This window comes from Pseudomonas sp. Os17, assembly GCF_001547895.1.
Taxonomy (GTDB): domain Bacteria; phylum Pseudomonadota; class Gammaproteobacteria; order Pseudomonadales; family Pseudomonadaceae; genus Aquipseudomonas.
In genome coordinates this window covers 184,181-208,669 of the sequence record NZ_AP014627.1, presented here as the reverse complement: position 1 = coordinate 208,669, position 24,489 = coordinate 184,181, and the positions used below count along the sequence as shown (strand labels likewise).

The window sequence follows — 24,489 nt, the reverse complement described above, 5'->3', positions numbered from 1 at the left end:
GCCGCCACTCTTATCTGAAAGGGCGACTGGTTTTCTCAGTGAGCTTGGTGATAATGCCTGAGCTGTTTTTTTCTTTATCGAGGGCCTTATCGCCTATGTGGTACGAAGGTTTACTTGGCTTGTCCGCCTGGCAACTGGTGGCAGTCACCCTGTTGATGACCCACGTGACCATTGTCGCGGTCACCATTTATCTGCATCGCTATTCCGCACACCGTTCCCTGGAACTCAACGCCGGCCTGAAACACTTCTTCCGCTTCTGGCTGTGGCTGACCACGGCGCAGAACACCCGCGAGTGGACCGCCATCCACCGCAAGCACCACGCCAAATGCGAAACCGTCGACGATCCCCACAGCCCGGTGATCAAGGGCCTGTCCACCGTGCTGCGCAAGGGCGCCGAGCTGTATCGCGAAGAGGCGAAAAACCCGGAAACCCTGCGCATCTATGGCAAAAACTGCCCGGAAGACTGGATCGAGCGCAACCTCTACAGCCGCTACAAGCTGGGTGGTATCGCGCTGATGGCGGTCATCGACCTGCTGCTGTTCGGCACCATCGGCATCACCATCTGGGCGATCCAGATGATGTGGATTCCGTTCTGGGCCGCCGGAGTGATCAACGGCCTGGGCCATGCCGTGGGCTACCGCAACTTCGAATGCCGTGACGCCGCCACCAACCTGGTGCCCTGGGGCATCATCGTCGGCGGTGAAGAGCTGCACAACAACCATCACACCTACCCCAACTCGGCCAAGCTCTCGGTGAAGAAGTGGGAGTTCGACATGGGCTGGGCCTGGATCAAGCTGTTCAGCCTGCTGGGGCTGGCCAAGGTCCAGCGGGTGGCGCCGATCGCCCATCGGGTCGAAGGCAAGGGGCACCTGGACATGGACACCGCCATGGCCATCCTCAACAACCGGTTCCAGATCATGGCCCAGTACCGCAAGCTGGTGATCGGCCCGCTGGTGAAACAGGAACTGGCCAAGGTCGATCACTCGGTGCGCCACCAGTTCCACCGCGCCAAGCGCCTGCTGTCCCGTGAGACCAGCCTGCTGGAAGACCGCCACCACCTGCGGATCCAGAACATGCTGGAACACAGCCAGGCCTTGAAGGTGATCTACGAAAAACGCCTGGCCCTGCAGCAGATCTGGGTCAAGACCAGCGCCAACGGCCACGACATGCTGGCGGCGATCAAGGACTGGGTGCACGAGGCCGAAGCCAGCGGCATCCAGTCCCTGCGGGACTTTGCCCATCAGTTGAAAACCTACTCTCTGCGGCCCACCGCAGCCTGAGCCGGAGCCCCTCGCCTGCGGCGGGCGAGGGGCGCCTGCGACCGTCCGGCGGGCGCGCCAAGTATCGCCGCAATGGCTGGGAACTTAGCGTCCGATCCCCTATCTCAAGCAACACTTCGCCACCCAGGCGGGCTTGGTCGTAGCCGCTGTTCAATACCGCGCGGCAGACCTCTTGAGATCTGTGCCGATGGTCAATAAGAATTCACACACTCCATCTTCGCTTGTGCAGTGGCCCGAAGCCGCGCAAACCCTACTGGCCCTGATGCACGCCCAGGGCGAGGTCGCGCGCCTGACCGAGCGCGAGCAGCTGTTCAGCTCCCTGCTGGTCAGCGTCAACGCGGTGCTCTGGGCCTATGACTGGGACAGCCGCCAGGTGCTGTACGTCAGCCCGGCCTATGAACGCATATTCGGACGCCCTGCCGGACTGCTGCTGGCGGACAGCAAGCAGTGGCGCGACAGCATCTACCCCGACGATCTGGAATACGCCGAGCGCAGCCTGGCCCAGGTGCTGGAAAAGGGCGCGGTGGAAGACCGCGAGTACCGCATCATCGACGCCAATGGCCAGGTGCGCTGGCTCAGCGACAAATGCTTCATCAACCGCAACGCCGAACCCGGGCAACGGCTGATCGTGGTGGGCATTGCCGAAGACATCACCGAGAAGAAGCAGCTGGAAGCCGAACTGCAACGCCTGGCGACCACCGACGTGCTGACCCAGAGCAGCAACCGCCGGCACTTCTTCGAATGCGCCCATCGCGAGTTCGAGCAGGCGCGCCTGCACGGCTTGCCCCTGGTCTTTCTGTTGCTGGACATCGATGACTTCAAGGTGATCAACGACACCTACGGTCACCCCGAAGGCGACATCGTGCTGCAACGCATTGCCGAAAGCGGGCGTGCCGCCTTGCGCCGCGGCGATCTGTTCGGGCGCATCGGTGGCGAAGAGTTCGCGGCGGTGTTTCCCGGCTGCGCCACGGACATGGCCCACAAGGTCGCCGAACGCCTGCAGCGAGAGATTCAGCGGCAGACCTTCAGCTGCCAGGGCCAGACCTTCAACATCACCATCAGCCAGGGCCTGAGCAGCCGGCGCCGCGAAGATGAAAGCCTCGACAGCCTGTTCGCCCGCGCCGACGCGGCGATGTACCAGGCCAAGCGCCAGGGCAAGAACCGCATCGTCAGCGGGTAATCACCCGCGCCCCCGCTCGTTGGAGCGGGCTTGCCAGCCAAGACACTCCCACGGCTTGCCCAAGGCCCGGGGCCTCTTCGCCGCCAAGCCGGCTCCAATGTCGGGTCAGCCTTTGCGCAGGCGGGTCAGCTCCGGCAAGCCGATTTTCAGCAGGCGCGCGGTCTTGCTGCGGGCCAGTTCCTCGATCCCCTCATGCTCGGTCAAGCGCGCCAGCTGCGCCGCCAGGTTCATCACCAGCGCCTCGCGGGAGTACACCCCACCGCCCAACTGATAGCTCGAGGCAATCAGATCCCGCAGTTCCAGGGGCATGCGCCAGCGGGTGCGCAGGGCCGAACCGTAGGCCGCGCCAAAACGCTCCAGGGCATCGCCGATCTCTTCCTGATCGTCGAGCTCGCCCCCGGCCTGTTTCCACTCCTGCAAACAGCGCAGCAGCGCCAGATCGCCCAGGCGATGCAATAGCCCGGCGCAATAGCAGCGCTCCTGGTCCAAATCCAGCAAGCGCGCCAGGGTGCGGCCGTATTCCGCGGTGTGCAGCGACAGCTCCCAGTAGCGCTCGGCGTAGTCGGCCAGGGCCGGGTCGCTCAGGCGCGCGCTGCGCTTGAGGGTCAGCCCGAGAATCAGGTTCATGCTCTGCCCGGTGCCCAGCCGGTGCAGGGCCTGGGACAGGGTCTGCACGCCGTCGCCGTGGTGCTGCGCGGCGCTGTTGGCGGCCGCGATCAGCACCGCGGTGACCTGCGGGTCCGTGCGCAGCTCCTCCTCCAACAGCTTGAGGTCCAGACCTTCAGGATTGAGGCTGCGCTTGACCGCCAACTGCACGTCGGTCAGCAACGGTGCGCCGTCTGCGATCTCGCGCCGGCGTTCGAGAAAAGTCCACAGGCTCATGCCCGGGGCCAGGGCCGGCACCTCGCAGGAGACTTCCTGGCCGGCGTCCAGCAGCAACCCCTGCAGGCGCTGGGTCAGGCCTTCCATGTTCAAGGGTTTGGTCAGGTAGGCGGTGGGCGCCAGGGGCAGGGCCTCGCGCACGCTGGCACTGTCGTTGCGAGCGCTGAGCAGAATGAACGGCTGCAGCGGGTTGCGCTTGCGTTGGCGCACGGAGCGCAGCAAGGCGAGACCATCCACCCCGGGCAACTCCCAGTCGGCAATGATCAGGTCGTAAGGTTTTTCGCTCAACAGCTCCAAGGCTTCCTGACCGTCGGCACACAGGTCCACACGCGCATCACAGCGCACGTTGAGCAGCACTTGCTTGAGCAAATCGCGGGACCAGGGGTCGGCCTCGGCAATCAGCACACGAGGTACAGCGGGTAAATCAACAGCGGTCATGCAGCACGCTCCCTAGGCAATCCTTTGCACCTTAGTCAATGCGCGGGCTTCCATACAGCGCAAATCCCCCACGGACCGCCCGGGGACGAAAAAAACCCGCCGAAGCGGGTTTTTTTGTCGATCAGGTCACAGCAACCACTCAGAGTTCAGCGAAGCACTCTTCCATGATGGCCAGGCCTTTATCCAGCTGCTCGTCTGGCGAGGTCAGCGGCACCAGCACCCGCAGCACGTTGCCGTAGGTGCCACAGGACAGCAGGATCAGCCCCTTGTCGCGAGCCTTGGCCACGACCTGGGCCACGGCAGCGGCGTTCGGCTTGTGGCTGTCGCCGTTTTCGAACAGTTCCACCGCGATCATCGCGCCCAGGGCACGCACTTCGCCGATCACCGGGTACTTGGCCTGGATGGCCTTGAGACCGGTCACCAGACGCTCGCCCACCGCCTTGCAGCGATCCAGCAGGTGCTCTTCCTCGAATACTTCCATCACCGCCAGGGCGGCTGCACAGGCGATCGGGCTACCGGCGTAGGTGCCGCCCAGGCCGCCAGGAGCGATGGCGTCCATGTATTCGGCCTTGCCGCAGACACCGGCCAGCGGGAAGCCGCCAGCGATGGATTTGGCGAAGGTGGTCAGGTCGGCGGCAACGCCCATCTGCTCCATGGCGAAGAAGGTGCCGGTACGGCCAGCGCCGGTCTGCACTTCGTCGGCGATCAGCAGGATGCCGTGCTGGTCGCACAGGGCGCGCAGGCGCTTCATGAACTCTTTGGGCGCAACGTAGAAACCGCCTTCGCCCTGCACTGGCTCGATGATGATCGCGGCGATGTCACGGGGCTCGGCGTCGTTCTTGAAGATGCGCTCGATGCTGGCGATGGAGTCGTCGATGCTCACGCCATGCAGTTCGTTGGGGTACAGCGCGCGGAAGATGCCGCCTGGCATCAGGCCCATGCCGGCCGAGTAAGGCACGACCTTGCCGGTCAGGCCCAGGGTCATCATGGTGCGGCCGTGGTAGGCGCCGGTGAAGGCGATCACGCCGGCGCGGCCAGTGGCGGCACGGGCGATCTTCACGGCGTTTTCCACGGCTTCGGAACCGGTGGTCACCAGCAGGGTTTTCTTGGCGAAGTCACCCGGGACCTTGGCGTTGATCTTTTCGCACAGTTCCACGTAAGGCTCGTAGGCCAGCACCTGGAAGCAGGTGTGGGTCAGCTTGTTCAGCTGCTCGGTCACCGCGGCGATGACTTTCGGGTGCACGTGACCGGTGTTCAGTACCGCGATACCGCCGGCGAAGTCGATGAACTCGCGGCCTTCAACGTCGGTGACGGTGGCGTTCTTCGCGCTGTCGGCGAAGATCGGGTGAATCTGGCCAACACCGCGCGGTACCGCGGCTTCACGGCGTTTCATCAGGGATGCGTTGGTCTTGCTCATAGTGTCCTCATTCACCGCGGCTACAGCGGTGTGATTCAAGGGTTGCGGGGCGGGGAAGCGGCTGCGACAGCATGCGTTGATCGACTGTCGGAGCCTTCCCGGGCCACCTTGAAAAGTGCGTTTTTTTAAGCGGCGCAGGGGGACAGCGCTCTCGTGCCCCCGGCGCTTGAAACCGGATCAGATACCCAGGCAGAGGTATTTGATTTCCAGGTAATCCTCGATCCCGTACTTGGAACCTTCGCGGCCCAGGCCCGAGGCCTTGATGCCGCCGAACGGCGCCACTTCGTTGGAGATCAGGCCGGTGTTGACCCCGACCATGCCGTATTCCAGGGCCTCGGCCACACGGAACACACGACCCAGGTCGCGGGCATAGAAGTACGACGCCAGGCCGAATTCGGTGTCGTTGGACATGGCGATGACTTCGGCTTCGTCTTTGAAGCGGAACAGCGGTGCCAGCGGGCCGAAGGTTTCTTCCTTGGCCACGGCCGCGTCTTTGGGCACGTTGACCAGGATGGTCGGCTCGAAGAAGTTGCCTTCCATCGGCTTGCCGCCGGCCAGCAGGGTCGCGCCTTTTTTCAGGGCGTCGGCGATGTGTTCCTGGACCTTGGCCACGGCTTTTTCGTCGATCAGCGGGCCGGTGGTGGTGCCTTCTTCCAGGCCGTTGCCGATCTTCAGCTTGGCCACGGCCACTTTCAGCTTCTCGGCGAAGGCGTCGTACACCGAATCCTGGATGTACAGGCGGTTGGCGCAGACGCAGGTCTGACCGTTGTTGCGGTACTTGGAGATGATCGCGCCTTCGACGGCCTTATCCAGGTCGGCGTCGTCGAACACGATGAACGGCGCGTTGCCGCCCAGCTCCAGGGAGACTTTCTTGATGTCCTTGGCGCATTCGGCCATCAGCTGGCGACCGATTTCGGTGGAGCCGGTGAACGACAGCTTGCGCACGATCGGGTTGCTGGTCAGCTCGCCGCCGATGTCGCCGGCGCTGCCGGTCACCACGCTCAGCACGCCTTTGGGGATCCCGGCGCGGTGCGCCAGCTCTACCAGGGCCAGGGCCGAGAACGGGGTTTGCGAAGCGGGCTTGATGACCATGGTGCAACCGGCGGCCAGGGCCGGGCCGGCTTTACGGGTGATCATCGCTGCCGGGAAGTTCCACGGGGTGATGGCCGCGGTCACGCCGATCGGCTGCTTGATCACGATCAGGCGCTTGTCCGGCTGGTGGCCGGGGATCACGTCGCCGTAGATGCGCTTGGCTTCTTCGGCGAACCATTCGATGAAGGAGGCGGCGTAGGCGATTTCGCCCTTGGCTTCGGCCAGCGGCTTGCCCTGCTCCAGGGTCATCAGGCGACCCAGGTCGTCCTGGTTTTCGATCAGCAGTTCATACCAGCGGCGCAGCTTGGTGGCGCGCTCCTTGGCGGTCAGGGCACGCCAGGCCGGCAGGGCCTTGTCGGCGGCTTCGATGGCGCGGCGGGTTTCGGCGGCGCCCATCTTGGGTACGGTACCGAGGATTTCACCGGTAGCGGGGTTGTTGACCTTGATCGTCTGGCCGTTGTCCGCGTCGACCCAAGCTCCATCGATGAAGGCTTGTTGGCGGAACAACTGGGCGTCTTTGAGCTGCATGTCGGCTTCCTTAACAGCACCGCGCATACGCGGGGCGAATTGTGATTGTAAAAAAGGCGCCCTGTCAGACACGGACCGCGCTGGCGCGTCCGAAAGCCGGGACAAAGCTGCCGTCAGGAAAATCGTTCACTGGGTAAAAGCACGAAAATGTCGCACACAAGGATAGACGTGCGCTTGGGCACCCAGGCAAGAGCGTTTGAAATCTCAAACGAATCCTAGGGTCAACAGGGGTAAAGGACAATAGGCTGTTCGAAAAAAAGAACGTAAAGGCGCCTAGCGGTAAAAAATCCGCCTCAACCTCCCATGCCGCCGGGCAAAAGACAACGCCCCCGCGGCCTGCAGACCGCGGGGGCGTTGGCATGACACCTGGAGGAGGGTCAGCCGCTGAACGACTTGAGCACCGTCAGCAGGCTGGTGAGGTTGTCGGCCACACCGCCCTGGGCGACCTTCTCGGTGGCCGCCGCACCGGCGGTGGTGTCGACGCTGTAGATCTGCATCACGCCCTGGTTGGTCGCGGCCTGGGCCAGGGTGTTTTGCTGTTGCTGTGCCGACACCGAGTTCTGGAACAGGATGGCCACGGACTGGCCCATGGACTGGTAGACGGTGCCCATGGCCATGGCCGGCGCTTCGGCAACCACCTTGACGTTGGTCTGGGTCACGGCATCGGTGATTTGCGGACTGACTGTGCTCATAAAAACTCCATTTTTTCAGCAGGAAAGTTCAACGGGAACTCAGACGTTCAACCACTCAGCCCTGGAAGGACTTGAGCACCGTCAGCAGGCTGGTGAGGTTGTCGGATACGCCGCCCTGGGCAACCTTCTCGGTGGCCGCGGCGCCGGCGGTGGTGTCGACGCTGTAGATCTGCATCACGCCCTGGTTGGTCGCGGCCTGGGCCAGGGTGTTTTGCTGCTGCTGCGCCGACACCGAGTTCTGGAACAGGATCGCGGTGGCCTGGGCCATGGATTGGTAGATGGTGCCCATCGCCATGGCCGGCGCTTCGGCGACGACTTTGACGTTGGTCTGGGTGACGGCATCGGTGATTTGTTCGTTTACAAGTGGCATGGCTCAACTTCCTTTGTTAGGCACACGGAGCATTCCGTGTCTTTGAGTGAACGTGGCAGCCGTTTTGCTGTGAACCGTGTTGCCCGGGACCCTCGGCTTATTTCAGGGGGGACTCATTGCCCGGCAGCGGCGAGCACCTGCTTGAGGGTGTCCTCGACTTTCTGCGACAACTCGGCCATGCGCGCCTCGACGGCGGCTTTCACCTCCTGCTGCACCAGGGCGCTGATCGTTGCCTTGAGGGCTGGATCGTCGGCAGGGGCAGGAGCTGGGGCGGGTGCCGCGGCCTTGTCCGCACTCGGCGCCGCTGCCGGTTCCGCTGCGCCAGTCGGCGCTGGAGTGGCGGCCGCGGACTGGTGCTCGGCCGCCGCCAGCAGCTGACGCAGCACCAGCTCGCGCGCCTGGGGATCAGCCTTGCCGGCACCGGCCCCCGCCAACTGCTCGATGATCTTGCGCGTGCGCTGTTCATCGGCCTGTATCAGCTCGGCAGCCCGCAGCCGCGCCTGATCAACGCTCTGTTGCGCAGACCTGGACATGTCCAGCGGCTTGTCCTGGGCAAACGCCTCCAGTACCTGGCGCTCGACCTGGGTCAATGGACGCCTCAGATATTTCTCGGCAAAGAGAAGTATCGTCGCCATCGGGGTTGGCTCTTCATTCGCCATTGCTTGCTCCTTTCTCGATGAATGGCGTTGAAGGGCTGGGCACCGGGTCCGTCGAACTTCAACGCCTGGGGTGAACAGAGCGGCCGGCGAACGCCGGCGCCTCTTGCACGACAACCCCGGGCGCCTTGCGCGCCCGAGGGTCGCACTCAGGAGGACGAGGATCGATTGGCCAGAACGTCGCTGTACTTGGTGATGCTTTCATCGATCTTGTCGATGGCCATGCTCGCCGCATCGGCTTCCATGGCACCGGCCGCCGCCGCGACGGCCGCGGCGGCACCCACCAGCAGATCCGTGACCAGGGCGCCCAGGGCATCCTCGGCGGCGCCTTTCACGTTCTCTTTGACGATGTTCTCGGTCATCTGCTTGAGCAGTACCGACTGCGCCGCCAGGGCCAGCTTGCTGACCCCGTCGAAATACCCCGCCGCGGACTGCGCCACCAGGCCGGCGGCCTGGCTGATCATCATGTCCGGCGCCGCGGCGATCTGCGCCGGGGCATAACTGAAGGTCTGGGCATTGGTGAACTGCACCGCCTGGACGATCTGGCTGTTGAGCGCATCGGTGCTGTCGGTGCCGGGGGTACCGGCCTGCTTGAGCAACTGCGCGTTCATCGTCTCCATCACCGAAGGTTGCGCGGCAGCGGCGGGCGGCGCTGCAGGCGCAGGGTCGGCCGCCGCAGCGGTATGGGGCGCCGCCCGAGGCTCGGCCGCCTCCGGACTGGGGCCGGCCGCCGCGCTCGCGGTGTCATCGGCCGCGGCCGCGGGTGGGGTTTTCTTCTTGAACCATGCCATGACGATTCTCCCGGGCTGTCAGCCCTACTCGCCGATCGCCATGATCAACGCCACGGCCTTGGACACCACCGCGTTGGAGATCTGATTCAGCGCCTGCTGGCTGTTGACCGCGTTCTGCAACGACAGGCCCGCCGAGTGGCTGGCCACCTGGTACAGCGAGGCGATGGCCTGGGCCGGAGCCTCGGCCACCACCTTGACGTTGGTCTGGGTGACGGCGTCGGTGATCTGCGAATTGACCATTGGATCGGGCATACATCTCTCCTTAGATGGAATGGCCCACCGCAGAAGGCGGCGGCACCGGCTACAGCATCGAAAACAGGCTCACTGAACAAGAACGTCCCGACGCGCCCGCTGTGAATCCTGCCACCCCCTCAACGCAGGGCCTCACGCAACAATTGCACGTGCTTGCGCGCCAGGGGCTGGTTCATCCCCAGCTCGGCGGCAATGTTCGGGTAGGGCAGATCGTCGACAAACTTTAGTTCAAACAAGCGGCGTTTTTTAAGGGGCAATTGCGCCACCCGCCGACTGAGCAGGGCCAGGGTTTCCAGCAGCTCCACCTGCTCCAGCACCGACATCTGCGGCGCCTCCAGCTGCTGCAGCGGGTCGTCCTCGAAATCGGCGAAATCCACGAACAGCCGCTGCTCCCGCGCCCGCCGCCGACAGCTGTCGACAAACACATGGTCCAGCACCAGGAACAGAAAGCCCTGGGGGTCGCGAATCCGCTCCGGCGAACGGCGAAAGAACAGCAGCGCCTTGATCGCCGTGGCCGCCAGCCACTCCTGGGCGCCATCGGCGTTGCCCCGCGCCAACTGCCGGGCACGACGCTGCAACCCGGGCAACACCGCCTTCCAGCTCGCCTCGAACAGATGATCCGCCAAGGCTGACGGCAGGCCCTCTTGCATCGAACAGTTCATCTCCCGCACCTCCCTGTGCCCCGTGACTGCACGGATATGGCTGCAGGTTGCGCTGGGCCGAACGACCGATGCAGCGGGAAAAACTGCCGCTACGGCCCGGGTTGCCTCGGGTAGCGACCAACAACCGCACGCCAATGAAAACCGGCGTGGACGCCCCGAGTCGACATAGGTATGATGTCGCCCGCACTGCACTCGTAGCTCAGCTGGATAGAGTACTGCCCTCCGAAGGCAGGGGTCGTGGGTTCGAATCCCGCCGAGTGCGCCATCTTTAGCGAAAAAGCCCCTGGCCTGATGGCCTGGGGCTTTTTTGTTTGCGGCTTCCACGTTCCCGGCGACAGCCTTGATCGATTACCCGAACCAGGGCGATGCCGGGCGGCTGTCCTGGCGGGGCGCAACTTGCTACATTCGCCTCCCCCCGGACAGGAGGTCCCCATGCTCTGCCATCCGCTGTGCAACCAGCCCTTCAAGCCAGAACTCCGTGATTGGGTCAGCTGTTTCATGGGCTATGACATGCCCCCGGAGCGGGATGCCGAACTGAGCCGCTTCAACCCCAACGATCCCGAAGACCGCGAATACCTGATCCGTCATTACGCGTTGCGGCGCGACTACCCCCAGCAGAACTTCCGTCATCGGTACCGGCTGGTGCAGGTCCTGGAAGCGGCCCTGGATGACCCGGACCACGATTTCGAACAGGTCTGGAAACCGGTCGAGGATGACGACGAATACGTTCAATGGCCCAACCGTTGGCCGGCGGTGATCGACGACAGCCGGGACTTCTTCCAGCGCCTGCTGGTCGCGGCCCGGGAGCTGTGGCACGAAGATCTGACCCGCGCCCGGTTACCTTCACTGGCAGAGTGCCGGGCGATCCCGGAGCGGGATCGGGGCACCCGCGACTGGCTGTTCAACATCGACAACGCCGAGGCCTGGCGAGCGGTCTTCAATGAGGCGGCCACGCCCTATGACTTCAATACCCAGGGCCCGGTGTTTCAAGGCGAGCAACTGAGCCTGCAACTGTATGGCGACCTGGGGCGTCTGTCCGTGCCTTGCAACTGGCCGGCGAGCCAGGCCCCGACCCACTGCCGCCTGCTGCTCAAGGTGCAGGGCATCAGCGAACTGGCGCTCAGCGGTACGCGTTTCGACGGGCGCATGCGCACCCAGCTCACCCGCCTCAACCCCGGTTATCACCTGCGTCTGGAAATCGGCTTCGACTGCGTGATCGAATGCGTGGCGCTGTCCGTGAACATCAGCGACGTCGAAGGAATACGCGATGAAAAGCAATTTTGAAGTGGCCCTGGAGCGTCAGGAAATGCCCCAGTTCTTTCGCGGCCAGGGCCAGTACCTGACCCGGGATGGCGATTGGGACGAGCACCTGTACTGCATCAACTGGCCGGGGATCTTCGCTTACCTGCGGGACCACGCCGACGGCGCAGAGCAACTGAGCAGCGCCTTCGAGCTCTACGCCTACAGCGTTGTGGAAACCATCGAAGATTGCTTCGGCCTGCGGGAAAACCTGTTCTGTTACTACTCGACTCGGACCGGCTGGGCGCCCGAGAGCGTCGATCTGCTTGCGCAATTGCCGGAGCCTTGCCGGCGACGCATCGTGCAGCGTTTGAGCTGGTATCGCTGGCAGGTGGAGAACCATGCCCGGCTGCTGCCGGAACGGGCCCGACGCATGACCGCGGACGGTGCCTGCGCCGAGTTCATCGACCTGCCGGCCTTGCCCTACAACTGAACCCGGCGGCCGCCTGAGTTATTCATCCTCGGCGGCTTCGGCGTCCTGGGGCGCTAGCGCGGCATCGTCCTGCGCCTCGGGGTCGGCGCCCTCTTCGGCCTCTTCCAGGCCAAAGTCCTTGCGACTTTCCTTGATGGCCTGACGGATATCCGCGCCCTTGATCGGGCAGTTCAACATTGCCGCTATACGGTCGATGCGGGGTGCCATGACCGGCCTCTCACTTTCTGGAAACTGCGCAGATAGTGCGCGCTTTCCCCGGCGACAGCCAACCCCCGCGCTTTATTGACGACGCAAGGCTTGCAGGCGCGCGTCCAGATCCTCCTGTGGATACTGTTCATGCAGCTGCAGCAGCAGCTCGGCCGCCTCGCGGCTCTGGCCGCCTTCCCACAGGCGCAAGACCGCCTGAAGCTGCTTATCCAGCCGCTTGATGGTCCGCGGCTCGGCCGGGGCCGACATGCGTTGGGCCAACTTGCTCGACTCAGCCCTGGGCTTGGCCATCGCAGGTGGCGCTGCGTCGCTTAGCGCTTCCCGCTCTGGCGCCGCGGCAAAACTGCCCACAGGGGCTGCCGCAGTCATGGGCTCAGGGACACTCAAAGCCCCGGCCAGCTCGGCGGAGCGTGGCGCCGCCTGACGCGCCATGGGAGCCGCTGGGACTGGAGCGGGCGCGGGAACAAAGGCCTGCTCTTGTGGATAGTGCTCCGGGGAAGGCCGCAGCAAGCCAATGACCAGGGCCACGCCAAACAGGCTGGCAAAGGCCAGTTGATAGCGCGGCCGCTGGCAGGCGCGCATCCAGCGCTGCCAAAGACTCGGCTTGGGCGCAGGGGCTTCGCGGCGCGCAGTGGCCAGGATCAGGGCATCCAGATGGGCCGGTGGCTCCTGGGCGCCGTGTTGGCGGATGTGCGCCAGCATCTGCTCTTCAGGGGACGGGGTCTGTCGGGCGTCAGTCATGTGAGTACCTCCTCGGCCAGGAGCCGACGCAATTTTTTCAGCGCATAACGGAAACGGCTTTTCACCGTTTCCAGGGGCGCCTGGGTCAGGCTGGCGATTTCTGGCAGTTCCAGGTCGCCGTGGGCCCGCAGCAGGAACACTTCGCGCTGGTCTTCGGGCAAGTCCTGCAAGGCGGCTTCGATACGCTGCTGGTCGCGGCACAGGCTCAGTTGCTGTTCGGGGCCGGGAGCCTGGTCGGTTTCGCCGTGCAGTTGTTCGTCGTAGCTGTCGTGCAGCGGGTTGCGCTGGCCGTGCTTGCGCCAGTGGTCGATCAGGCGGTTGCGCGCGATCTGATACAGCCAGGTACGAAAGCTGGCCCGGCCCTGGGGTTGGCTGGCGCTGCGGATCAGGCTGAGCCAGGTGTCCTGGTAGACCTCTTCCGCCAGCTCGGCCTTGCCGCACAGGCCCAGCACAAAGCCGTACAGACCCTGGCGGTGGCGCTGGTACAGCACCTCGAAAGCCGTCGGATCTCCGGCGCGATAACGCGCCAGCAGCGCTTCATCGCTGCTGGCATCGGTGGACATTTGGGGAGCAGACATGGGGCGGATGAACTCCTGTTCACTGCTCGTGATGTGGCTATTCAAGGCGGCTCTGCACCTGGCTCATGTCCACGGGCTGCGCCTCGGCCTGGGGCGCATTTCCCGCCTGGGTTTTCGGCGCCTGAGTTTGCAGGCTTTGCGCCAGTTCCACCAGTTGCACGAATTCGCCCCGCAGCCCGTAAGGATCCTCGCCCTTGGCGCCGCGGGCCAGCTTGGCGGTGTCGCTCAGGCTGAAGTTGCCGGTGTAGCGGCCGTCCTTGAGTTGCTGGGAGAACGCCGCCACCGCAGCGGCGAAGCGCAAGTCCGGGCTGGCGGCGGAAAGGCTGGCCGGCTGCTGCGCGCTGATCGGCCGTTCGATCAAGCGACTGCTGCCCCCTTGCGGCGCCTTGTAGCGCACCCGCAGCATCGCCAATTCGCCCTGCTTACCGCCCTGTTGCGGCGCCTTGGCCGGTGCATAACGCAGTGGCTCCAGCCAGCCCTTCTCCCCCGCCGGGACGATTTCATACAAGGCGGTCACCGTATGCCCAGCGCCGATTTCCCCGGCGTCGACCTTGTCGTTGCTGAAGTCTTCACGCTTGAGGGCACGGTTCTCATAACCCAGCAGGCGGTATTCGCTGACCTGGGCCGGGTTGAACTCCACCTGCAGCTTCACGTCCTTGGCCACCACCGCCAGGGTCGAGCTGAGCTGGTCCACCAGCACCTTGCGCGCTTCGCGCAGGTTGTCGATGTAGGCGTAGTTGCCGTCACCGGCATCGGCCAGTTGCTCCATCAGGTGCTCGTTGTAGTTATCCACACCAAAACCCAGGGTGGTCAGGGACACGCCGCTCTTGCGCTTCTCGGCGGCCATGGCCTTGAGGCTGTCGAAGTCGCTGATGCCGACGTTGAAGTCGCCGTCGGTGGCCAGCAGGATGCGGTTGATGCCCTGGTCGATAAAGCCTTGCTGGGCCATCTGGTAGGCCAGCTGGATGCCCGAGGCACCGGCCGTGGAACCGCCGGCGGTGAGCTGGTCGATGGCGGTGCGAATCTTCGCCTTGTCCCGTCCGGAGGTGGGCTCCAGCACCACTCGCGATTCGCCGGCGTAGACCACCAGCGACACCCGGTCCTGATCCCGCAGTTGATCCACCAGCAGCTTGAGGGTGCTCTTCACCAGGGGCAGGCCTTCGCGGCGGTCCATGGAGCCGGAGACGTCCACCAGGAACACCAGGTTGGCCGGGGCCAACTCTGCCACTGCACGGTCCGAAGCCTTGATGCCGATGCGCAGCAAGCGGGTGTGGGGATTCCACGGCGAGGGCGCCAGCTCGGTGGTCACGCCGAAGGGCGAACCGTCGCTGGGCAGGGCGTAATCGTAGGGGAAGTAGTTGACCAGCTCCTCCAGGCGCACCGCGCCTTCCGGCGGCAGGCTGCCCTGGTTGAGCAGACGGCGAACATTGGCATAGGCGCCGGTGTCGACGTCAGCGCTGAAAGTGGACACCGGCGCTTCGGCAACGCTGTGGATCGGGTTGTCCGCCAGCTTCTGATACTGCTCCCGGGCCTCGTCACGGTAGCCGGCCATACTCGAATCGCGGGCGGCCATCGGCGCCGGCATGGGCGCGGACAAGCCGACCGGACGCACATTGCGCTTGATCATCGCGGCATCGGCGCGCTGCACCTCGTACTGTATTTCGGGCTCGGCCTGCAGCGCGCCCTGGGGCGACGCCCCGGCGGCGGATTCAGGCTTGGACGATACACCGCAACCGGCCACCGCCAGCAGCAAGCCGGCGGCGAAACCCTGGGCGGCCGGACGAAGAAAATGCAGGGGAAGGGACATGGGGGCTGACCTCGGGAAGAAATGATCCATTCCCCCCTTCAGACGAAGCCCCTGGGCGATTCGGGTTAAGCCCCGAAAAAAAATTTCACTTAGCGCGAATAGCGGCGCACCACGCTGCTATTGCGCAACACGTGACCGTTGATCTTCTCCAGCAACTGGGCGCGGGTCAGCCCGGCGGGCAGCACGTCGGGCGCCAGGTCCAGGGCAAAGATCTGGATGATGTAGTGATGAGCGCTATCGCCCACCGGCGGGCACGGGCCCATGTAGAAAGTGCCATTGCGGCTGTTGAGCCCGGCCAGTCCTTCCAGGGTCGGCTTGGTGCCGGCGCCGGCCGGCAACTGGCGGGTGGTCGGCTTGATCCCGTAATGCACCCAGTGATCCACGCCCTGGCCCTTGGCGCCGTCCGGATCGTGCATGACGATGGCATAGCTCAAGGTGCCCTCGGGCCCGGCCGTCCAGCTCAAGGCCGGAGAATTGTTATGCCCGCCACAGCCCTTGGCATCGCTGGCATTGCCGGTGGTGAACAGCCGGTCATCCGAGACCCCGGGAATGTTCAGGGTAAAACGCTCCTGGGCCTGCACGGGAAACTGCAGGCACAGCAGCACGGCACCAGCGGCCAGCCAAGTATTGCGGGAGGCAAAGCGAGACATACGAAAGCACCTTTTTGCGGATGAGATCGGGGTGAGCCAAAAGACTATAGCCTGCACGACAGAGCGCGCCGCTTCGTGCACGGCGCGGTGCAGATTGAGCTTGAGGACAGGGGTAGTTGTAAATGGATATTTCAGACAATCATCGCGATGGCGACCACCCTCCACGGCCGGCAAGAAAGAGCGGCGGGCCATCCGCCCGCCACCGGAAATGATGCGCAGACCTCAATCCCGATGGGCCTGCATGTACTGACGCAGCAATTGGTTGATCCGCGTCTGGTAACCCGCGCCCTGGCCCTTGAACCACTCCAGCACATCGGCGTCCAGGCGAATGGTCACGGCCTTCTTGCCCGGCAGGTGCACCTCGGCGCGGCGAAAGAAATCGTCATCCAGCTCGGGGATATCAGAAGTATCGATGCCCTGGTCATCGGTTTTCGCCAGGCGCTCCCAATCCGTTTTCGATCCGTCAGTTTTCGATCCGTTGGACATAATATTTAGCCTCCCGCTTAGTGGCTTTGCGCGCCGAGATGATGCGCACCGCTTGACCCCGCCGCTCGGTATGAACCACCACGCCCACCAGGGTCCTGATCCAACCGAGGCTGACCCAGCGCTCCTCGCCGTAGTCCAGGCGCTCATCGCGCAAGGACAGCACCGGACGCTGGAACATCAGCACCGCATCGTTGAAATCGATGCCGTGCTTGAGCAGGTTGGCGTGGTTCTTGACCTCGTCCCATGCAACGTACATGAGCAATTCCGTATTTACAAATGTACATACAGGCTAGCCGACCGTTCGCCAAAAGCGCCCTGGGTAAACACCTGGAAATACAGTCGCAAGCGGGATGGATGTGTACGGAAAAACCCCTACAGCGTTCTCGGAAAAGACTTCGCCGTACTTGCCTTGCACCGCTGGAAGCCGGCGGCTTATAGTCCGGCCGTCGCCCAGATGGCGACCTGGTTTGGCGACCGGAATAACGAATGCGAAAGCTGTTTGCTTGTTTGCAGGCTCTTTTGCACCCGCAACGCTGCTTCATGGCAGCTGTGCGCGGGAGACCTTCGGGTCTGCCGGTTTCTCGTTTCCGGCTCGCCAACCTGCGTACAGCTGCCACCCATTCGTTTGGCGACGATTGAACGGTAGCTTTCTACCAATCAAACGAGGTGTGCCAATGAACCGCTACATGCCGATCACCGGCCACGACTGCCTGATTCCTTCCCTGCTGATCGACACCCAGGCGCCCATCGATGTGCTGCACGACGCCGCAGCCTTTCGCATCCGCGCCGCGACCCAACTGCTGGAGCACTTCGCCGCCGAGACCCTGCGCAGCGAACCGGTGGTTTTGCAGGAACTGACCCTGGTGTGCAGCATCCTGCTGCGCGATGGCTGTGATCTGCTGGATGTGACATCACGGCGCCTGCAACCGCAGGCCATGCTCTAAACACCCCCGGGCGGCTTCCCGGCCGCCCGCTTTTCATAAGGAAATGCCATGCATAAACCCCCGACAGAACTCCCCCAGCGCCAGATCCGCGCGCTCTACGACGCCGACACCATCCGCGTCTACCAGGCCTACTCCGACAGCATCGCCGACGCCGCCCTGGCCCACGGCACCTTCGTCTCCCCACCCTTCAAGATGGAGCGCATGACCTGGATAAAGCCGTCTTTCCTGTGGATGATGTACCGCGCCGGCTGGGGCTACAAAGACGCCGGACAGACCCGCATCCTGGCCATCGACATCAGCCGCGAAGGCTTTGAATGGGCCCTGGCCAACGGCTGCCTGAGCCATGCCGACGAGTCCATGAGCAAGGAAGAGTGGTTGAAGTTGAAAGACCAGTCACCGGTACGGATCCAGTGGGACCCGGAGCGCGACCTGTACCTGCGGCCCCAGGAACACCGCGCGATCCAGATCGGCCTGAGCAAGGAGGCCGTGCAGCTGTACGTGAACCAGTGGATCAAGCGCATCACCGATGTCACGCCCCTGGCTCACGAGATTCATCGACTGATTGAGGGTGGGGATCTGGAAAAGGCGTACAGCCTGCTTCCTCAGGAGCGGAAGTACCCCATCATGGTCGAGCGGCTCTGACCCTCCGGCAACATCGGGCCGTGAGCCGAGCTCTCCAGTGCCGCACCTTCATAATTCTCGCCAGATCGAGTCCAGAACAAGGATCGGCCTACTTCTCCCTCTCCTCCGAATGCAGATGAATCACCCGCGGCGGCGGTTCCACCACCAGTGGAGGGTGCTGCTGATCCTCGGGGCGGATACGGTAGAACTGCGTGGTGACATGGGTGATGCCCCCCTCTTCATCGTTGTGCACGGTCATGATCCCGGGCTGGCGCATCTGGGCGAAGGTTTCGTCGCTGAGCTTGAAGCTGTCACTCAAGCGCTTGTCGTCCACCACCGGTGCCGGCAGCCGTGGCGGGTAGTTGCGGTTGCGACGCTGGCGGTAACGGGCCCAGGAAATCAGCAGCAGGGCATTGAGCACCGCCACCCAGGCGTAGAACTGCAAGGTGGTCAGGGCGCCGAGCATGCCGGATTCGAAACGCGGCCCCTCATGGGTGTCCAGCAGGGGGATGAGCCCGCGGATCAGCAGGTACAGCAGGCCGACCCAGGCCAGTACGGTGAGGACAACGTCGACGACCACCATGAACGGTCGCTGGCGGGTTCGAATGATTTTCATCAGCGCGCCTCCTCTTCGTCATCGATGGGTTTGATACCCCGGTCCGGGCTGACCCAGCGCGCCCGTTTCTGATGCTCGCCAAACAGCACCTTGGGAAAGCTCACCAGGGTGGTGAGCAGGCTGATGAACCAGAACACCAACGGATACCAGACCACCCAGAACATGGTCTTCCACAGGTCCTTCTCATAACGCCGGTCGATCAGGATGCTCACCGCGAACTGGGCCAGGCACACCATCGCCAGCACCAGGCCGGTGAAGGCCGGCGGCAAAATAGAGTGCACCGCGATGGCCTCGGGCATGACGATGAACTTGCCCAGCACCCAGAAAATCATCGACAGCAGGAACGTGAAGGCCCAGCCGGTGGACAGGCAGTAGTCGAACAGCAGGGTCCACAGGTAGCGGTGGCGCCACTCCCAGATGCCACGGATGTTCTTGAACAGCACCTCGGCGCCACCCTGGGCCCAGCGCAGCCGCTGCTTCCACAAGCCGCGCAAGGTCTCCGGCATGAGGATCCAGCACAACGCCCGGGGCTCGTAGAACACGTACCAGTGGTCCAGTTGCAGCTTCCAGCTGATGTCGATGTCTTCGGTGACCATGTCCGGGCTCCAGTAGCCCACCCGGTGCAAGGCCGTGCGACGGAAGGCGACGATCACCCCGGAGACGGTGAAGACTTTGCCGAACACCCGCTGGGTGCGCTTGATCAGGCCGATGATCGAGGAGAATTCACCCACCTGAACCCGGCCCACCAGGGTCGAGCGGGTGCGGATCCGCGGGTTGCCGGTGACCGCGCCCAGGCGCGGGTTGTCCAGCATTGGCGCCACCAGGTAAGCGGCGGTATTGGGCGCCAGCAAGGCGTCGCCATCGATGCACACCAGGTACTCACTGCGTGCCGCCACCGCCCCCATGCGCAGGGCCACGGCCTTGCCCTGGTTCTGCGCCAGGTGCAGCACCCGCAGGCGCGGGTCCTGGGCTGCGATCGCGTCGAGGACCTCGGCGGTGTTGTCCTTGGAGCCATCGTTGATGGCGATCACTTCGATGTTCGGGTAGTGCTGCGCCAGCGCCGCGTGAAGGGTGTCGGCGACGTTGTCCCCTTCGTTGTAGCAGGGGATGAGGATGCTGATCAGCGGCTCCCCGGCCAGCGGCGGCGGCAAGGTGTCATCGGACCAGGGCCAGTGGCGCTCCCAGTGCAGCCAGAAATACAGGCCGCCGGCGATCCACAGCGCCGACATGAACAGCGGGTAGTAGAAGACGAAGTCCATGAGGAATTCGCCAGTCACCAGGAAGATCAGCCCCAGGGGCACTCCGAGGACCAGCGCCAGCACCACCAGGGCGAATATACGATCCATCATGATTCAGGGGCTCCATTTGTTGGAGAGCGCGGGCCGCAGGGTTTTCAGGTCCGGTGAGTTCTCGAGGAAGTTGTCCGGGTAGTAACCGAAGTGGGTCGCCCCTCGGCGCTTGAGCCGGCCCATCCAGTCCGCCATCTGCTGGGCCGACAGCTCGCTGGCGGGCTTCTGCCGCCAGTCCCGGGCCTGGAGCTCGAACACCGTGCGCTGCAGGGCGCCGGGTCGGGCCCGCACCTGATCCACCAGGGCCTCCAGCCAGGGCCCGGACTGTTTCAGGCTCTGTCCTTCCATCAGGGGCATGGCCATGGGCGCGGTCCAGTCGTAGTTGACCAGGAAGTCGTCGAGGTTCTGGGCGAACCAGGCTTCGCTCTGCGGATTGACGATCGGTTCGGCAAACAGGTTGCGCGCGGTCTGCACCTGGGGCCCGCGGATCGCCCGGACCTTGGCCGTCAGCTCATGGGTGAAGTCGATCAGGTAGCGGCTCTTGAAACGGGTCCAGCGCTGCAGGGTCGCCGGATCGTCGCGCAGGCCGGCGATGGAATCCGGCAGCCCCTGGGCGGCATAGGCGCGCAAGGCCGCGGGGCTGGCGTCTTCGAAGTCCGAAAGCACGGCGTCGTCGTGGAACAGGATGCCGTCGACCGAGGTCAGCCGCGCCAGGTCTTCATACAGGTCGCCAATCAGGCGCCGCACGCTCGGGTCGAAGGGCGACAGCCGCTGGTACTGCTTGGGATCGACGCCGGTCTGGCCGCTGGCCGGGTCCCAGCGCGTGACGCGGGGCAGGTGGGCATCCAGGGCAAAGCTGAGCACCGGCATCCAGGCGTAGACCTTGACGTGGGCCCGGGTGCGCAGTTGCCAGGCGACCCGGTCGAACAGGTCGGCGCGCATCGGCAGGTGGCGGTTGGGGAAGTACAGCGACTGCACCAGGCCATCCCCCTTGGGATCGGCAAACGCCTGGAGGAACACGGTATTGACCCCCAGGTCGGCCATGCGCTGCACCAGCCTGCCGAGGTTGATTTCCTGCTGCTTGGGATCCGGGTCGTAGACATTGTCCAGGTCCACGTGCGCAACCCGCATCGGGGCGCTGGCCTCGGTGCCGACGATGCTGTTGGAGAAGTGCATGCCGTCCGGGTCGGAAACCACCAGGAAGCGCGGGCTGCTCATCAGGTTGTCGAGGGTATCCAGGCCGTCGTCCAGGGTCAGGGCCATCTTGAAGCCCTGGCTGTCGACCACTTGCAGGGTGGAGCCGTCGGCCGTGCCATAAGGCCAGACCCAGATCCGCGGGCGATAGCCGGCCACCGCCAGGATCTTGTCCGAGATGCTGGTCACGTCGTGGCGCATCCGCGCCTGGAAATCCGCCTCGCTTTCATAGCGACCGGTGGCGGCGTCATAGCGTCGGGTGGCCGCCGCCGGCTGCAGGTTGCCCTGGGGGTTGGCGAGAATGCCCAGGTGGCTGTGGTCGGTATGGGCGGCAATTTCCACCAGCCCGGAGCGCGAGATCTCGCGCACCTGGGCCCAGGTCAGGAACTGCGAACGGGGCCGCAGCTCGCCGGCGAAATCCACCGGCTGATTGGCCGGGGTGTCGATCCACACGCCCACCGGCGCCAGCACCGCGGGCCAGCGATAGCTGCGCAGCACCGGCAGCACGCGGGTGTAGAAGCTCGAATAACCGTCGTCGAAGGTCAGCAGGATGGCCTTGGCCGGCAGTTCCGGCCCCCCTTTGCGCGCCGCCAGGATCTGGTCCACGGTCACCGGCCGGTAGCCGTTCTCCCGCAGCCAGGCCAGTTGCTCGATCATCCGCTCGGTGCGCACCGCCACCACCCGCTGGTCCGGGTCGCGATCCTCGATGTCGTGGTAGGCAATGCCCAGCACGTGGTTTTTCGGCCACGGCGCCTCGCTGTGAGGCAAGGGGCGCTGCGCCGGGGCGACAAACTCCGCCGCGGGCTGGGAACAGGCGCTGAGAACCAGGACTCCCAGCAGGAGGATGCAACGGTTGATCAGGCGCATCATCACGCTCGTCTCTAGAAACGATAGGTAAGGTCGACCGCCAGACGCAGATCGGTTTCCCGATCGCCGTCGTAGGGCCGGTTGATCACGCTCAAGACCCCAGCGATATCGAACACGTCATTCCAGCTGTAGCGCTGGCCGTAGCTGAGCAGCCCCACCGCGCCGGTGGCATAGCCGCGTTCGCTGTAAGTCCCGGCGCCAGCCTGGAACTGCTGGCTCCAGGCGGTTTGATAGCGGTGATAGAGCACGTGGTTGACGGTGACCGTGGGCAGCACGCTGAGATCCGCCTCGGGGTTGTAGTAGGGCGTGTCTTGCAGGGTGTTGTGGCTGGCGCCCACTTCCAGGCCGAGGTCGACCTGCACCTTGGGTGAGCGGTAGACCCCTTCACGGCCGGTGAGCAGTGCTTCGAAACGGTTGTTGCCGTCGCTGAAATGCGACGGACTGAGGGACAGTTTCCATTCCCGGCTTTCATTGGCCCGCCAGCGCAGGAAAGCGCTGCCGCCATTGGCGCTGATGTCACTGTTCAACGCCCGCAGCGGGGTGTTGGCCGAGAGGTAGTCGAGGCTGCCGCCGTATTGCCAGTGATCGTCGATGTCTCGGGCCAGGGACACCCGGGCACCGGTCTTGTCGCCATAGCCGTAGGAGTGGTTGGAGACTTCGGCTTCCAGGGTCATGTCACGGGTTCGCCGCTCCACCCCCAGGACCTGCCAGCGGTGATGGCCGATGCCTTCGGGAAAATCGCCCATGGCGTAGCCGATCCCGCCGAACAGGCGCCAGTCCTCGGCAATCGGCGGCGTATAAAGCCGGCTTTCGATGCCGAAATCCCGGCTCCCGGCCACTGCGCCGGCACCGCTGCTGCCGCCGCCGTAGCTCTTGCCGCCGTAGGTCGAGACGCGCAACTCGGCCATGTCATGCACTTCGCGCTCGCGGGCCAGGCGCTGCACCTGGCGACTTTCCGGGAAGCGCTCGAGCACATCGTCGGTCAAGGCATCCAGTTGCCGCCATTCCTGCAGTTCCAGGGCGGTGTGCCCCTGGGACACTTCCAGGCTGACATCGCGGGGGGCCACGCTTTCGGTTTCCTTGAGCAGGCTTTCCGAGCGCCGCGGCCAGTCCCGCACCCGGTACAGGTCGGCCTGGGCCAGACGCACACTGATATTGCCCGGGGCCTGCTCAGCCAGGGCCTCCAGCCGTTGTTCGGTGCCCGGCAGGTCCGCCCCCGACACACCGGCAGCACCGGCCTGGGCCGCCAGCAGTTGCGCATCGACCCAATCGTCATTGGGGTCGCCGACGGTTTGTCCGGTGAGTTGAATCCGCCGTGGCGTGCTGTCGGCCAGGTCATTGGCGAGCTTCAGCGCCTCTTCCGGCTGTTCGCTCTCCTGTAGCGCGTAATACAGGGCGGTGGTGTCTTCCAGACGGTACGTGGCATCGCCATCCGGGGCCGACAGTACGCGCCGATACAGATCCGCGGCCATTTCCGGCTGGCGCTGGTCGAGGTAGGAAGCCGCCACCCAGCGCAGGGCATACGGGGGAATGGCCACACCGGCAGCGGTGAGCTGCTCATATTCGCTGATCACCTCTGCGGTACGCGCCCGGGACTTGAGCGCCCCCAACCGGTCGATGCGCCAGCGGGTCAGGTCTTCCTGAGCCTGAGGGTCATGCTCCCAGGCCGCGAACAGGGCGTCATAGTCGGCCAGGGCGCGGTCGGCCACCACAAAACGTTCCTTCTCGCCACGGCTGGCCAGCTCCGACAGGCGCACCCGCTCGGCCGCCAGATCGGCCTGGATCCGCCGCTGAATGACCGGATCGATCAGCCCCGGATGCTGCCGGGCCAGGCGCAGGGCCGGCTCCGGCAAGCGCGCCCGTTGCAGGGCGTAGATGTATTCACGCAGGACCTCGGGCTTGTCGCCGGCGCGAACAAAGGCCTGGTCGTACTCGGCCAGGGCGTCGTAGGGCTGATTGGCCCGGGTCAGTGCATAGCCCAGCGCCAGGCGCCGCGACGGATCATCGGGCTTGGCCGCCACCAGAGCCCGGGTCCGGGCCACCGCCTCCGCCGGCTGGTTGGCGTCGGCCTGGGTCAGGGCCAGGCCCAGTTGCAGGTCGGCATTCTGCGGCTCGCGCTCCAGGGCCTGGCGATAAAGCCGGGTGGCGTTGTCAAACTGCTTGAGGTTGCGATAGGCCCGGGCCGTGGCCGTCAGCGCCTGCAGCGGCAGCACGCGGTTGCGTCCCTGGGTTTCATAGACCTTCACCACCTCGGCGTCGAGCCCGGCCCAGCTGGCGATCTGCAAGTGATCACTGACCAGCCCGTTGTTCAAGGCACTGTCCGGCACCTGCCGCAGATGGTCGAGTGCCGGTGCATAACTGCCGGCCCGGGCCTGGATGATCAACTGGTCATAGGCGGCATCGGCCCAGGCTCCCCCGGACCAGAGCAGCTGGCTGCACAGCGCCAGGCCAAAAAGCGGGCGCAGACCACAACGGCGAGCGGGATGAGCAATACGTGGCATTTCGTCAGCATCCTTA

Annotated in this window: 26 protein-coding genes and 1 tRNA gene; 7 read left to right on the top strand and 20 right to left on the bottom strand. The window is 64.5% G+C overall.

The features are described 5' to 3' along the window. Positions 1 to 95: 95 nt before the first annotated feature. A complete protein-coding gene (gene desA, locus POS17_RS00955; RefSeq protein WP_060836960.1) occupies positions 96 to 1,280 on the top strand; it encodes a delta-9 fatty acid desaturase DesA in 1,185 nt (394 codons plus the stop codon). 187 nt (positions 1,281 to 1,467) lie between these two features. Continuing rightward, positions 1,468 to 2,460, top strand: a complete 993-nt coding sequence (locus tag POS17_RS00950; protein ID WP_060836959.1) for a GGDEF domain-containing protein — start codon at positions 1,468 to 1,470, stop codon at positions 2,458 to 2,460. A gap of 105 nt (positions 2,461 to 2,565) precedes the next feature. Here POS17_RS00950 and POS17_RS00945 read toward each other — a convergent pair whose 3' ends face one another. The 9 genes from POS17_RS00945 to POS17_RS00905 form a co-directional block, all read right to left on the bottom strand. Then, complete coding sequence (locus POS17_RS00945) at positions 2,566 to 3,780, bottom strand: HDOD domain-containing protein (protein ID WP_060836958.1); 1,215 nt, start codon at positions 3,778 to 3,780, stop codon at positions 2,566 to 2,568. Positions 3,781 to 3,919: 139 nt separating this feature from the next. Next, a complete protein-coding gene (gabT, locus tag POS17_RS00940) occupies positions 3,920 to 5,197 on the bottom strand; it encodes a 4-aminobutyrate--2-oxoglutarate transaminase (protein WP_047283408.1) in 1,278 nt (425 codons plus the stop codon). Positions 5,198 to 5,374: 177 nt separating this feature from the next. After that, positions 5,375 to 6,817: an NADP-dependent succinate-semialdehyde dehydrogenase gene (gene gabD, locus POS17_RS00935; protein ID WP_060836957.1), complete on the bottom strand. Its 1,443-nt coding sequence runs from the start codon at positions 6,815 to 6,817 to the stop codon at positions 5,375 to 5,377. Between the two features lie 377 nt (positions 6,818 to 7,194). Then, complete coding sequence (locus POS17_RS00930; protein ID WP_060836956.1) at positions 7,195 to 7,509, bottom strand: RebB family R body protein; 315 nt, start codon at positions 7,507 to 7,509, stop codon at positions 7,195 to 7,197. Positions 7,510 to 7,564: 55 nt separating this feature from the next. Next, a complete protein-coding gene (locus tag POS17_RS00925; protein WP_025128569.1) occupies positions 7,565 to 7,879 on the bottom strand; it encodes a RebB family R body protein in 315 nt (104 codons plus the stop codon). A 113-nt stretch (positions 7,880 to 7,992) separates the two neighbouring features. Beyond that, complete coding sequence (locus POS17_RS00920) at positions 7,993 to 8,514, bottom strand: hypothetical protein (RefSeq protein WP_231978995.1); 522 nt, start codon at positions 8,512 to 8,514, stop codon at positions 7,993 to 7,995. Positions 8,515 to 8,684: 170 nt separating this feature from the next. After that, positions 8,685 to 9,326 carry a hypothetical protein gene (locus POS17_RS00915; RefSeq protein ID WP_060836954.1) on the bottom strand — a complete coding sequence of 214 codons (642 nt, stop codon included), beginning with the start codon at positions 9,324 to 9,326 and terminating at the stop codon, positions 8,685 to 8,687. A gap of 24 nt (positions 9,327 to 9,350) precedes the next feature. Continuing rightward, positions 9,351 to 9,578: a RebB family R body protein gene (locus POS17_RS00910; protein WP_011058560.1), complete on the bottom strand. Its 228-nt coding sequence runs from the start codon at positions 9,576 to 9,578 to the stop codon at positions 9,351 to 9,353. A gap of 119 nt (positions 9,579 to 9,697) precedes the next feature. Continuing rightward, complete coding sequence (locus POS17_RS00905) at positions 9,698 to 10,240, bottom strand: RNA polymerase sigma factor (protein WP_082729158.1); 543 nt, start codon at positions 10,238 to 10,240, stop codon at positions 9,698 to 9,700. Positions 10,241 to 10,428: 188 nt separating this feature from the next. On the opposite strand from POS17_RS00905, the gene POS17_RS00900 reads away from it, so the two are divergent. The 3 genes from POS17_RS00900 to POS17_RS00890 all read left to right on the top strand — a co-directional run bounded on the left by POS17_RS00900 (position 10,429) and on the right by POS17_RS00890 (position 11,972). Then, positions 10,429 to 10,505: transfer RNA gene (locus POS17_RS00900), tRNA-Arg, on the top strand. Between the two features lie 167 nt (positions 10,506 to 10,672). Further along, positions 10,673 to 11,524, top strand: a complete 852-nt coding sequence (locus tag POS17_RS00895; protein WP_060836953.1) for a hypothetical protein — start codon at positions 10,673 to 10,675, stop codon at positions 11,522 to 11,524. Next, a complete protein-coding gene (locus POS17_RS00890; protein WP_060836952.1) occupies positions 11,508 to 11,972 on the top strand; it encodes a hypothetical protein in 465 nt (154 codons plus the stop codon). Before POS17_RS00895 ends, POS17_RS00890 begins: the two co-directional genes overlap by 17 nt. Before the next feature lie 18 nt (positions 11,973 to 11,990). Here the strand turns inward: POS17_RS00890 and POS17_RS00885 are convergent, their stop codons facing one another. The 7 genes from POS17_RS00885 to POS17_RS00855 form a co-directional block, all read right to left on the bottom strand. Further along, positions 11,991 to 12,179, bottom strand: coding sequence for a hypothetical protein (locus tag POS17_RS00885; protein ID WP_060836951.1), 189 nt, complete (start codon positions 12,177 to 12,179; stop codon positions 11,991 to 11,993). 72 nt (positions 12,180 to 12,251) lie between these two features. Further along, positions 12,252 to 12,920 carry a hypothetical protein gene (locus POS17_RS00880; RefSeq protein WP_060836950.1) on the bottom strand — a complete coding sequence of 223 codons (669 nt, stop codon included), beginning with the start codon at positions 12,918 to 12,920 and terminating at the stop codon, positions 12,252 to 12,254. Then, positions 12,917 to 13,498, bottom strand: coding sequence for an RNA polymerase sigma factor (locus tag POS17_RS00875; RefSeq protein WP_060836949.1), 582 nt, complete (start codon positions 13,496 to 13,498; stop codon positions 12,917 to 12,919). The genes POS17_RS00880 and POS17_RS00875 overlap by 4 nt, the downstream gene beginning before the upstream one ends. Positions 13,499 to 13,535: 37 nt before the next feature. Then, entirely contained in the window at positions 13,536 to 15,305 is a 1,770-nt protein-coding gene (locus POS17_RS00870) for a vWA domain-containing protein (RefSeq protein WP_060836948.1), read from the bottom strand. A gap of 89 nt (positions 15,306 to 15,394) precedes the next feature. Next, a complete protein-coding gene (locus tag POS17_RS00865) occupies positions 15,395 to 15,955 on the bottom strand; it encodes a YbhB/YbcL family Raf kinase inhibitor-like protein (protein WP_060836947.1) in 561 nt (186 codons plus the stop codon). Positions 15,956 to 16,177: 222 nt separating this feature from the next. Next, the gene (locus POS17_RS00860) at positions 16,178 to 16,441 is read right to left on the bottom strand and encodes a BrnA antitoxin family protein (RefSeq protein WP_016966295.1); all 264 of its coding nucleotides are present in this window, start codon (positions 16,439 to 16,441) and stop codon (positions 16,178 to 16,180) included. Continuing rightward, positions 16,419 to 16,697, bottom strand: coding sequence for a BrnT family toxin (locus tag POS17_RS00855; protein ID WP_060836946.1), 279 nt, complete (start codon positions 16,695 to 16,697; stop codon positions 16,419 to 16,421). Before POS17_RS00855 ends, POS17_RS00860 begins: the two co-directional genes overlap by 23 nt. Before the next feature lie 418 nt (positions 16,698 to 17,115). Here POS17_RS00855 and POS17_RS00850 point away from each other — a divergent pair, with 418 nt between their 5' ends. Together POS17_RS00850 and POS17_RS00845 are read left to right on the top strand one after the other, a co-directional pair. Then, a complete protein-coding gene (locus POS17_RS00850; protein WP_060836945.1) occupies positions 17,116 to 17,385 on the top strand; it encodes a hypothetical protein in 270 nt (89 codons plus the stop codon). A 48-nt stretch (positions 17,386 to 17,433) separates the two neighbouring features. Continuing rightward, entirely contained in the window at positions 17,434 to 18,027 is a 594-nt protein-coding gene (locus POS17_RS00845) for a DUF4291 domain-containing protein (protein ID WP_060836944.1), read from the top strand. A gap of 88 nt (positions 18,028 to 18,115) precedes the next feature. On the opposite strand, the gene pgaD is transcribed toward POS17_RS00845, so the two are convergent. From pgaD to pgaA, 4 genes are read right to left on the bottom strand one after another with little or no spacing between them, the layout of a single operon-like run. Next, positions 18,116 to 18,622 (bottom strand): poly-beta-1,6-N-acetyl-D-glucosamine biosynthesis protein PgaD, encoded by a 507-nt coding sequence (pgaD, locus tag POS17_RS00840; RefSeq protein ID WP_060836943.1) that lies wholly within the window; start codon positions 18,620 to 18,622, stop codon positions 18,116 to 18,118. Beyond that, on the bottom strand, positions 18,622 to 19,971 hold the full coding sequence (gene pgaC / locus POS17_RS00835; protein WP_060836942.1) for a poly-beta-1,6-N-acetyl-D-glucosamine synthase: 1,350 nt from the start codon (positions 19,969 to 19,971) through the stop codon (positions 18,622 to 18,624). The genes pgaD and pgaC overlap by 1 nt, the downstream gene beginning before the upstream one ends. 3 nt (positions 19,972 to 19,974) lie before the next feature. Continuing rightward, the gene (gene pgaB / locus POS17_RS00830; protein WP_060841857.1) at positions 19,975 to 21,972 is read right to left on the bottom strand and encodes a poly-beta-1,6-N-acetyl-D-glucosamine N-deacetylase PgaB; all 1,998 of its coding nucleotides are present in this window, start codon (positions 21,970 to 21,972) and stop codon (positions 19,975 to 19,977) included. 14 nt (positions 21,973 to 21,986) lie between these two features. Continuing rightward, positions 21,987 to 24,473 carry a poly-beta-1,6 N-acetyl-D-glucosamine export porin PgaA gene (pgaA, locus tag POS17_RS00825; RefSeq protein ID WP_060836941.1) on the bottom strand — a complete coding sequence of 829 codons (2,487 nt, stop codon included), beginning with the start codon at positions 24,471 to 24,473 and terminating at the stop codon, positions 21,987 to 21,989. Between the last annotated feature and the right edge of the window lie 16 nt (positions 24,474 to 24,489).